At 45.6% G+C, this 12,936-nt stretch carries 1 protein-coding gene; it reads right to left on the reverse strand.

Annotated elements, in window-relative coordinates:
* Window positions 1–120: 120 nt before the first annotated feature.
* On the reverse strand, window positions 121–12,936 hold a 12,816-nt coding region (locus tag NX845_RS14635), incomplete at its 5' end, for a cadherin-like domain-containing protein (protein ID WP_260256959.1).

A 12,936-nucleotide genomic window follows, 5' to 3' on the forward strand; every position in this document is an offset into this window, starting at 1 on the left:
CTCTTTACGATTTATACAGTGACAAAAAAGAGGCCAGCAATGCTGGCCTCTTTCGTTATGGTTAAATGGTTCGCTTTTAGTTTAATCGTTAGATTCTAATAGCTAGCCTCCAATTTAGCGTTAACCGTGAGTGATGACATTTTGTTGCACTAACGCATCCAAAATATCCGAAGGCATGGTGCCACTTAAGGTTAGCTGAGGAGCAAGGTCTTCAACCACAATCACCTGTTCCGTAGTGCCTAAACCATCAGACTTGATCGTAAGCTCAATATCATCCCCTTCCACTTTCGCGTCTATCTGTTGTAGTAACGCCGTCATGTCTGGAGATGTATTCTTCAGCTCTGGCAATACTTCGCGCAAGTCGATCTGGTCACCTTCAGATAGGCTGAAATCGGTAATGGTGTCTTCAACGCCATCTTCGATATTAAGCCATACGAACGAATCCATACCATCGCCACCGGTTAGAATATCTGAACCGCCACCGCCAATCAGTGTGTCGTTACCGTCACCACCAACAAGCGTATCATCACCCGCGCCACCTTCCAGTCGGTCATTTCCAGAGCCCGCAGTTAGGTCAGTCGCATTCGCGCCAGCCAATAGCTGAACATCGTCAGTTTCCGAAGCCAGGTTAATATCAACCGCGTCAGACACAATGTTCAGGTTAAGGTCTATTGAAGTTGATGTCGCCGTATCGTTGTTGTCAGTCTCTTCAGAAACCGCCTCAACTTTAAGCGTGTAACTACCCGGAGTTTGAGAAAGCCCTACTGCCTGCAAGCTATCGATCGCATCTGCCGTTGCCACCCAAACACCGCCACCGAGATCGGTCACAGAGCCGACATCACTGGTGATTTGAGCGCCAGCAGGAACATCACTAATATGCAGCGTTAGCTCCTCTGTAATGTCCGTTAAGGCGGCGATAATTCCAACCAAAGGAATGCCACTCGCACTGACTGACTGGCTCGCGGTAATGTTTCTCACATAATTAGACGCAGTATCAATCGACAAGGTTGGCGCATTTGCCACTGGCGTAACCGCGATGTTGTAAACCACAGGTGCTGTCTCTATCGCAATACCAGAAGGGTTTCCGCTGTCTTTGGCGACAACTTCTAACCCAATGCTATTGGTTGGAGACAGGCTCGCATCAAGGTAAACACCATTTGGACTAGTCGGCGTATCAATCAGCGCATTCAGGTCACTCAGAGCACCGACTAAGGTGACTGAACCAGTATTGTTACCGTTGACCATCACTGTCGTCACTGCAGGAAGTGATACGTTCAATGTACCGTAATCCACCGTCAGCGTGACTGTCATGAGATCATCGGAAAATGTATCAACATAATCAGGGTCACTGACATTGATACCACTCAATAGCTGACCAGCATCCTCGTCAACAACCGTAGTGACACTGTCACCATTAACAACAGGCGTATCGTTCACTCCATCGACAATCGCGGTGATCTCTGCAGTATCCGTTAAGAAGTCATTGGCGCCATTGGTTGTACCATCATCCTCGACGGTATAAGTGAACTTAACATCACCGTTGTATTCGTTGGCTGCGGTAAATACCCAGTATGGGCCAGTAATCGCAGCGTCATCAGCACCGCCCACGTTCTCAAAGCGTTGTAATTGGCCTTGGCCTTCATCGAGCACCAGATTAGTCACGGTAATCGTGTCGTTTTCTGGGTCACTCGTTGCGCCAATCAAGTCTTCCTCTTTGATGATCAACTGACCTTCTTCTAGGATGGTGCCTAAATCGATGTCCGTTGCCACAGGCTGATCATTCACATCTGTTACCACAACACTGATTTCGCCGGTATCTGTTAAGAAATCATCAGCGCCGTTGGTTGTACCATCATCCTCAACGGTATAGGTGAACTTAACGTTACCGTTGTATTCATCAGCAGCCGTAAATATCCAGTACGGGCCAGTAATCATAGCGTCATCAGCGCCGCCGACGTTCTCGAAGCGCTGTAATTGGCCCTGACCTTGATCGAGCACCAAACTGTTCACAGTAATCGTATCGTTTTCCGGATCAGTGGTTGCGGAAATCAGGTCTTCCTCTTTAATGACCAGCTGTCCTTCTTCAAGCATGGTGCCCAAATCAATGTCCGATGCCACTGGCTGGTCGTTGACTTCTGTCACCACAAGGCTGATTTCAGCGCTATCGGTTTTAAAATCATCCGCACTATTGGTTGTACCATCATCGATAATGGAGTAATTGAATTTAACGTCGCCGTTGAAATCATTATCTGCAATGAATATCCAGAACGGCCCCGTAATCCCAGCGTCATCAGCACCACCAGCATTTTCAAAGCGCGTTAGCTGACCTTGCCCTTGAGTAAGAGTTACGCCGGTTACCGTGAGGTTATGGTTTTCTAGATCAGAACTCGCTGCAATCAAGTCATCTTCAACAATCACGATTTGACCATCTTCCGCAATCGAGCCTAAATCGACATCAGTCGCGACCGGAGCGTCATTCACTTCCGTCACCTTAATAGTGAAGGTAGCTTGATTGGTTTGAGCGGTATTTGGATCACCCGCGTCAATCAAGCCGTTATTACCACCATCATCGAGCGTTGCATTGATTGTGACTAAACCACTCTGGTTGAGGTAGTTCTGGTCTGGGTCTGGTTTGAAAGTCACCGCTCCATTGGTCAACGCGGTATTGATGTCAGCTTCTTTACCGGTAATCACCAACGAACCGTCTGGCTGCAATACAAACGTCACGTCAGGTGAGCTGGTAAACTCAAACACGCCTTGCGCTCCTGGCAGTGTTTGATCCACTTGTAACGTAAGAACATACGGCGCATCTGGGTTATCAAAGTTAGCGTCAACATCGTAGATACTGAAGTTGTCGATAGCGATGCTAATATCTTCCGGCGTTTCAATGTTGGTCACATTCACAAATGTCGGTTGATCGTTGATAGGATCAATCACTAAATCAACATCGAAGCTGGTTGGCGTACCTAAGTATTCGGTGTTATCAGCATCTGTATCCACAGAACGAACGGTAATCTGCAGTGGACCATTGATACCTAGAGCATTACCCGCATCACTATTATGTTCGCCAGAGTTAAATACGATCTTATCTAGCGACTGAGCTGGAACATCTAGAGTCCAGAGCTGTGTAATTGGGTCATAACTACCCAAGGTGGTTCCGTCAGGGTAGTAGATAGATGCATCTTGAGGAACGCCTGCCACTTCGACTCGAAGGGTTTCAGGTGCATTTTCAGTAAACGTCCCACTTCCTGTTGCAGACAGTTCTTTGTCCAAAATCGTCGCATTGATTTCGATATCAATATTTTGGCCTTCATTGCCTGTCACAGAGTCGGTCGGGTTAGTATCGACATCATCACCCACAGGGAGTACGTGGACTTCAAAGCTCGGCAACGTGCCTGCATTCGTAGGAACACCTAGCAAAGACTCTTGAGTAAAGACTTCGACACCAAACTCAAAGGTACCACTGAAATCTTTCGGCGGTAGAACAGAGATCTCACTTAGATCAAATGACGTTGACACGCTAGGCGGTAATTGGACACTCCAGACTCCCCCACCATTATTCTTCACAGTAAAGTCTGAATTGTTGTCGACTCTGAATTGGAAACCATCCGGCACGTCAGTAAATTTAATCGAAACAAAGGATTCTGAACCATCTAAATCCGTCAAACCAATTGAGATCGGGCTAGTTCCAGACAACGAGATTTCTTGATCTTCGCTACCCGTAATTTCGATAACATCAGGGTCACTACCTGGCCCTGTGACGAGAACATCATCCACGACAGGGACGACGTCGAAACTCACCGACGTTGAAAAAGATTCGCTTGTAGCATCTTCAGTTGTGCTAGAACCTCCCTCATTAAACGTCGCGGTGTCTAAAATATTCCCGCTCACAGTAACGCTAACAGTACTGACATCAACACCATTTACATCATCGTAAGTCGGGAAGTTCTCTTTCGGTCTAAACAGCACACCAGACAAGGCTCCATTCTCAATTTCCGTCTCAGTGAAAGATATTGATGTGCCTAAAGCCGTTCCAGTATCACTGTAAAATTCACCATTACTTGTGTCATTTAAGGTTAGAGTAATATCGGTGAAGCGCTCATTGCCGCCTTCAACACCATTAACTTGGTCTGCAACCGAACCCGAGAAATCAAGCACAATATAGGTGTCTTCATAACCCACAGCTTCAGCCCCCGGTTGGCCATCGATATCAACTGGGTCCAACGAGTCATCTAAAGAACCCGCGATATCGACAGAAATAGTTGGCGCTAAGTCAGTTACTGCGGAGACTTTAATAATGGCGCTGGTATCAAGTACGTTCTCATCACCCGATATCAGGTCTTTGGTGATCACCTTAAATGGCAAGTCAAAGTCACCTGAATAATTTGCAGGTAAATTCAATACCAAATCAGAAAAGTCTGGCACTACACCTTGTACCAAAGTGGACTGATACACATATTCGCCGTTAACGAAGTCAATCTCACCGCTGCCCCCAATGCTTATATTTATGATCGTTTGGTCAGAACCTCCTGGGTTAACAACCACGGTATCATCAATAACGATGGTAATTTGATCATTAAATGCATCGCCACCACTGAAACTAATAATACTTTCAAGAGCATCACCCAGCATGAGTTGAGTGTCTTCAATTGCGTCGATAGTTTGATCTGGTGTCGCAGTTATATCCGCTGCTATTTCGCCACCACCACTGATCTCTTCTGGGAAGGTCAAAATAACGTTACCCTCTCGTGGAACAATCGCAGAATTCTGGTCACCTAATTCGTCCCCCAAGTCTTCAACTTGAGTAAACACCGTCATCTTAATGCTGCTAGTGTTAGTCGAGATACCATCATCATATGGCGCTGTTAGATCTAAGCCTTCTGGTGCGCTAATCGTAAATGCATCTTCATCTGTGACTACCCAACGGCCATCCCCCTCATACACAGCACCAGTCACGAGCAGTTGACTCAACACCTCTTCTGGTAACGCGCCATCAGACGTAGTAGTCAACTGAACCACGACCTCGTTAACGACTTCATTAATAGCAAATTCAGGAGAGACATCTTCTTCTTTATAACGGATAACGTACTCACCATCCAAGGTTTCAACACCGCCACCATCTACGGCTTCGTTATCGCTATTGGTCGTAAATTTGATAACACCTGCGGCATCAGAGGTAATCGTTGCCAATTCTCCACTGCCATCTTCATTGGAGAAAACGATAAAGTTATCGTCAACTCCATCTCCATCTGGATCTTCAGGTTCCACAACAGGCACAACTTGTACTGTGATGGTGCCTGTAATTGCTGGATTAGCAACTACCCGGCCGCCCTCACCAACAATAGCGTCGTCGGTGTACTCGAAATCTCTCTCCTCCATCTCCACGACAGTTGTCAGCGTAAAGTCTACACTCGAGTTTTCTGGTGGTGTCATTTGGATAAAGTTATTCGCCAAAGCAATCTGAGTAAATTGCTCCGGTGTTTGACTAGCGTCTTTAGGAGTAATAGTTAACGTACCTGCACCATCGTTTACAACAGTAACATCACCATTTACAGTAGGTGTGACACCCGATGGAATACCGGAAATCGTAATCGAAGTGAAATGCTCATCAGAATCAATATAGTCTGCACCTTCGGGGTGCCAATCAATGTTGATAGCCGTATCTTCATCACCGTTAGTCGTGTTGACATAAGTTGCTGATGTATCGATTCGAGGTATAACAAGCACTCGAACCTCTTGATCGAAGGACAGTGTATGACCATCATTCTCAGTCACAATCACTTTACCTTGAATATGAATATTCTCGGTTGAAGAATCGACAGGTCTGATGCGGATCCCTGAGGTTTTACCTGCCTCAGTAATATTCGCTTCGTAGATAGGTTTGGATAAGTCAGGACTACCGCCCGGTCCAGTTTCGTAACCAACAAAGTTAAGATCAATAACCGTACCGTCGCCATCTTCGAGAATCACACCATCAGGAATACCTGAAAGGATTACAGTAATGGCTTCAGATCCATCTCCAGTTAGAGGAGAATCTGTTGGGTCATCAGGTTTACGTTCGCCAGACAATACAGTGAAGTCAAGCAGAGCAAAGCTATCGCCATTTTGACTCTCTTCAATGGTAGTTTGAACACCGCTTGTCGCGCCATCTGTAAACGTTGTCCAATCTGTGCCATTCGTTCCACCATAAGGAACATCAGCAACACCTTTAACCTCGACGTTGACCGTTTTTGTACCCAGTATTTCTTCATCGACTTGTTGAGGATTTATTGATAAGTCCGCGGTGTCTTTGACCACACCTGTAACGTCAAAAGTGAAGTTTTCATTACTGTGTTTAGTAGGAACAACTTCCACGTTAGCCAAATCGGAATACGCGATTTCTTGGTAATTGGTACCACTAACTGTAGGCACCACATCAGTTGTACCTAAAAAGTAAAGTACGGCGCCTTCTGTAATATTACTGATACGAACAAACAGTTCTTCAGAGCCATCGGTATCCACCGACCCAGTCATGGTAATGACTTCGTCTAACGTGAATGCGTCTTTGTTGTCTAAAGACCCGACGTAATCTGGATCATCGATATTGTCTTCGTTGATCTGAATTCGACTAACACTGAATGTGCCAGGGTCCGCATCTGCGGTCACATCAATAACAATACTTTGTTCCACAGAACGAGCCGTCGTCTTATCGTTTGCTCCACCGTTGGCTGAATCATCGTATGGGTTAAGCGTCTCTTCCGTAATTGCCGTCGCGTTGAACTCAATCTGCCCTGAGAAATTATCAATAGGGTTAACTACGGTGCTATTGATATCAGCAGATGCGATGATATAAACACCATTAACGGGCGTTAGCACATTGCCATTTTGATCAAGTAACTCAAACTTCCCGTCGCCTTGAACTGCTTCAAGTTCGTAGGTAATCGTCTCAGTATTACTGTTATCTTGCGACTCTGCGTTCAGCTGCAACGTGACATTGTCTTCATCTTCGTTGACTTGATACTGATACGTGCTACTGGTGTCATCCCAAGTCGCAATATCCGCTACAGCTTCAATCTCAATTCTGAAGTTTGAATTAACGGTGTGATCCGTACTGCCATTTTTCTCAATTTCAAGCTCATAGCGAACTCGCCCACCAGTTTCATCCGAACTAGCGTGTTGGTCAGGAACAAAGAACAGGTTGTCTATCGTCGCGATAGTTTGTCTTGGTTCACTCGGGTTTGGAGCGAAGCTTTGTTCGAGTTCAGGAGAGCCAAATATAATGCTCCCATTTGACTCAGGCACTAATTCAATGTAGTCAGCACCATCAAAGTAATAAAAAGTACCTTGGTGACTATCACCTCCGTTCGGGCTTTTAATCGTCAACTGCCCAATAGATTCAGCGTTATCTTGGTCATACAGACTAACTTGCAGCGCAACTTGCGCTGGCGCATTCGGCAAACCATTTTGGTTATCTTGAACATTCTCAAGAGTCGGCTCATCACCTGTTGCGTAAGGTATCGTTGAATCTCTACCCGCGTCCTCGAAGGTCGTCACTTTCAGCGCGATTCTTGTAGAGTCCCTATCAGTAATCGTGATATCTAACGGTGTTTCAGAGGTGTCTAAATCACCATCTGTCGCAATCACGTTAATCGAGAAGTCGATAGTGTCATCACCGTCATGATCTAGATAGCCGTTAGCTCTGAATTCAACCTCACCATTTGAGTTGATGCGTAGACGGCCAAGTTCACGAGTATCAGCACCGCCATTTGTTTGCTCGTAGACTCGAACTTGTTGGCTACCACTGTTTAAATCGAAGCCGCTACTGTATGGCCCATTGTTTCCGCTACGGAAAACAATATCTGCACCATTATTTGAGATACCCTCAATTCGACTCAGTACCGCACCATCAGCCCCCACATCCGTCGCATTAGCAAACATGTCGACTTTAGAGTTGTTGTAACCCTGCCCTTCAAGACGAGTAATCGATTGAGTTGTCACCAACGGAACATCATCAGTAACCGTGATTTTTAAATCGATCGCGTTTGATTGGTCTTGATCAAAATCTTCTGCAACAACAGAGAAATTAAGGTCAATCGCATTTTCATCTGCACCATCAGGGTGTTTAAGTGGTTTAAACAATTCAAATTGGTAGCTATTATCCGAGGTATCGAAAATAATCTCGAACACCGCTTCATTACTCGTTGCAGTTTGAGCAACGTAAGTAAATGTTGTGCCGTTTTGTGAAACAGCTAGCCACTCTAAGCTTTCTCCATCAGAGGTTAAGCCAGTCAGAACCAAATCTTCATCAACCAGCTCATACAGCACAACGCCATCCGCACCTTCATCAACAGTGAACAGTCCATTGATAATGGTATCTTCAGATTGATCGGAACCAATCCCAGTAAGATCGTCTTCATCAACAACCGTTTCACCCGTCGGCGCCGTCATTACGGGCGCATCATCTAGCACCTCGATTGGTAATACATATTGGTTAGAATCGTCGCCATCACCATCAACAGCAACAACATCAAACGGTATTGTGAGTGTATCGAGGTTGCTCGGTGTCGTAGCGTGATTGAGAGGGCCAAGCAAGGTAAACGTGTAAGCACCATCATCAGTCAGCACTAATGTGAAGATTGGCGTTCCGCCTGGGTCAGTTGCGCCTTGGTAGGTGGTCGTGTTAGCAGCACCTGTGATCTCAGTGATCTTAATACCTTCACTGCCCGACGATAGCGTTGCTTCCAAAGTTGATATATTACGTAGTTCGTAAACCTCGACTTGGTCTGCACCTTCTGTGGTTACAAACGAACCTGTCGCTTGTACCAGAGCGCCCAAATCATCTTCATCAACCACAAACGTACTCGCGACAGTGGTGTCAGTAATGGTTGGTACATCATCGGTAATCGTCACCGTCAGAGGCTTCACCGCTGAGTCAGTGTTGTCTTTATCGACTGCGATCACTGGCAAGGTGAAGATTTGATCATTGTTACCTTGTACAGGCAGGTGATCTAACTCTTCCAACAAGGTGAATGTGTACTCTCCTAGAACCACGCTGCTAAAGGTGATGGTGAAGATATCCGTTTGGACACCGCCGCTTTCAACGTAACCAATATAATTATCGCTGTTTAGAGGATCTTCTTTTAACTGAACCACCAAACCATCCGCTTTCAGATCGCCTGATGTGTTGAATTGAGCCGGATCAATACGGAAGTGGCTCACATCATCACTTCCTGCTGTGAAAGTAATGGTTTCAGTTTGGCTAACAGGTAAACCCGGTGAAGAACCATCAATCAGATTTGCTTCAGCCAACGCGACAGTCGGTACGGTGTCGATAGTTGGTGGCGCGCCATCGGCAATAGTTAACGTCACTGTAGACGTCACGATATCGCCGTCTTTATCTTCAGATGTCACCGTAATGGTCTTGACGATATCGCCACTAGAGTGGTCTAGATTGCGGTTAGGTTCAAAACGTACATCCCCTTCGAGATTGATAAACAAGGAACCTTCAGTGAACACAAATTCTTGCTCACCCGTGTCGGTTTGTACCAAGGCTGTTTCAGCTTGATTGTCATACACAAACTTAGTGATTGTCGCGCCATCTGCACTTTGCGCAGGCATCACATCAAATGTCGTTGTGGTTGGTGTTCCCGTGGTTGGCTCAGTAATGTTGAGCGCACCTGACTGCATCAGCTGAACATCATCAGTAATAGTGACAGTCAGTGGTTTAGACGCTGAAATATCACCATCGGTATCTTCTGCGTAAACAGAAAGATCAAAGCTCAGATCGTTATTTCCCAAACCATCAACATGGTCTAAACGTTCAAGTAGAGTAAACGTATATTGACTCGGATTCGTATCATCAAAATCTAGAGTGAAGATAACTTTCTCAACACCCGAACTATCCGTCGTGAATGCTATGTAGTCGCCAGAGTTTGCAGGGTCTTCACGCAAACTCAGTGACAAACCATCCGACTTCAACGCGCCGTTGGTATTGAAGAGCCCTACTTCCACCACTATTTCAGCAATATCATCACTGCTTGCAAGTGAAGTAATGGTTTGAGTCATACTCACGGGATTTACGCTAGGCGTCGAACCATCCGCAAGTAAGCTTTCTGACAATGCCACACCCGGCACAACGTCGATTGTTGGCCCATCACCATCAACAATGGTGAGCGTAACCGTCGACGAAAAGATATCGTTATCAAAGTCTGAAGACGTGAACACAATTGATTTAACAATGTCGCCCGCAGAGTGATCAAGGTTTCTATTTGGCTCAAACCTTACATCACCATCTAGTGTCACAAACAGTGAACCTTCAGTGAAAACAAACTCTTGTTCACCACTGATGTTCTGATTCAGAGTAATTGGAGAACCACCGTCATACGTGAACTGCGTAATGTTCGCGCCGTCTGCACTTGGTATTGGCATCACATCAACGGTAGTTGTTGTTGGAGTACCAGAATTTGGCTCGGTAATGGTTAAGAAGCCATCTTGCATTTGCTGGATGTCATCTTCTATCGTAACCACCACATCGCGCTTTGTTGACTCAGAATCATCTGTATCAACAGCATAGATAGGTAAGCGGAAAGTAAGGTCGTTGTTGAGCACGCCATCAAGGTGATCAAGCGCCTCAATCAAGGTAAATGTAAACTGAGCTTTGTTTGCACTATCAAAGCTAATGGTAAATACATCGGTAACGTTACCCATACCATCATCGGTATAACCAATGTAGTCACCAGCAGAAGAAGGATCTTCTTTTAGTTGAACAACAAGACCACTTGATTTCAACAGATCGCCAGGATTGAATTCGTTGGTCGCAATTCTAAAGTGACTAAAATCATCACTTCCTTCGGTGTAAGTGATTGTGTGAGTCGAACTTACCGGAGAACCAGTTGGCGTCGAGCCATCCGCTAGGTTGACTTCCGATAAGTTAACATCTGGAACCACATTGATAACTGGATCGATACCGTCTTTAATCGTCAAAGTGACATCCGCGGTATCTGTATCGTTATCAAAATCACTGGTGGTGACGACAATCGTTCTTACAATGTCGCCAGATGAATGGTCTAGATCTCGGCTCGGTTCAAAACGAACTTCCCCTTCAATGGTGATGTACAGCAAGCCATCGGTTACGGTAAAGACTTGTTCTGTAGAGATGCTTGGGTCTAACGTTACAGCTGTGCCACCATCGTAAGTAAACTGTGTCACTTTCGCGCCATCAGCACTCTGCGTTGGCATAACATCAATGATTGGCGTCGTTGGTGGCGTACCCGATGCCAAATCAGCTAATGAAGGCTCAGTGATACTCAATGTACCATCTTGAACACCTTGTACGTCATCGGTAATCGCAACCGTCATTGGCGACATTGCAGAATCATCACCATCCGCATCAACCGCTAACACAGGGACATCGAAGCTTAGTATATTGTTTTGTAATCCATCGACATGATCTAATGCCTCAAGCAGTGTCAACGTGTATTGCCCTAAATTGCTCGTCGAAAAGCTGATCGTGAAGACGTTGGTTTCTACGTTAGAACCATCTTTAACGAAGCCAATGTAATTACCAGAATTAGCTGGTTGCTCTTTTATTTCGACATCTAGACCGTTCGATTTCAAAGCCCCTGAAGTATTGAACTGCGTAGGGTCAATTCTGAAATGGCTTACGTCGTCACTACCCGCTGTATAGGTAATGGTTTGTGTCATTGTCACTGGATTACCGGTTGGCACAGAGCCATCGGCCAGATCCACTTCAGATAACGTAATTCCGGGAACAAGGTCGATAGTAGGAAGGTCACCATCAACAATCTTCAGTGTCACTGTCGATGTGACAATATCGCCATCGAGGTCAACAGATGTCACCTCAATAGACTTAGTAATGTCACCAGCAGCATGGTTTTGATTGCGCACCGGTTCGAAACGTATCTCACCTTCCGTCGTAATGAATACCGAACCTTCCGTGAAGACGAACTCTTGTTCACCATTCACATTCAAATCAAGACTTTCTGCAGTCTTACCATCGAAAACAAATGAAGTGACTTTGGCTCCATCAGCACTTTGGTTTGGCATCACATCAAAGGTATTTGATGTTTCAACACTTGCTGCAGGCTCACGACTGGTGATTGTGCCGTCTTGCATCAACTGCACATCGTCGCCAATGGTCACGCCAAGCTGAGAGACTAACGAGTCATCGCCATCACTATCCACCGCATACACAGGTAGATTAAAGCTTAAATCGTTGTTGCCACGCGCATCTTGATGATCCAGAGCTTCGATTAAAGTAAATGTGTATTCACCTAAGGTTCCGGAGTTAAAGTCCAACGTAAATACTGTTGTCTCAACATTAGACGAACTGGTGGTAAAGCCAATGTACTGACCAGAGCCTTGAGGTTCTTCGCGCAGTTCGACCGCTAAGCCATTCGATTTAAGTGCATCGTTAGTATTGAACTCGGTTGGTTCCAGACGGAAGCGAACCACATCATCACTTTGATTGGTAAAAGTAATCGTCTCCGTTTGACTAACCGCACTACCACTTGGCGCAGAACCATCAGCTAGGTTTGTTTCTGAAAGCGTAACACTTGGTACCGCATCGATAGTTGGAATATCACCATCGGTAATGGTCAGCGTAACGGTTGAAGTCACAGGATCGTTATCAAAATCACTTGAAGTAACCACTATCGACTTCACGATGTCTTCGCTGGCAGAGTGGTCAAGGTCACGATTTGGTTCAAAGCGCACTTGACCTTGAAGAGTGATGAATAGCTCACCTTCGGTGAAACTAAACTGCTGCTCACCTACGATGCTTTGATCGAGTGTTTTGACAATACCGCCAAATGAGAATTCAGTGATCGTCGCACCATCGGCACTCTGATTTGGCATCACATCAATGGTGTTGGTTGTGATTGTGCCGTCTGCAAGATTTGGCTCGATAATATCTAACGTACCATCTTGCATGATTTG

The sequence above is a fragment of the Vibrio sp. NC2 genome, from assembly GCF_025195005.1.
GTDB lineage: Bacteria > Pseudomonadota > Gammaproteobacteria > Enterobacterales > Vibrionaceae > Vibrio > Vibrio splendidus.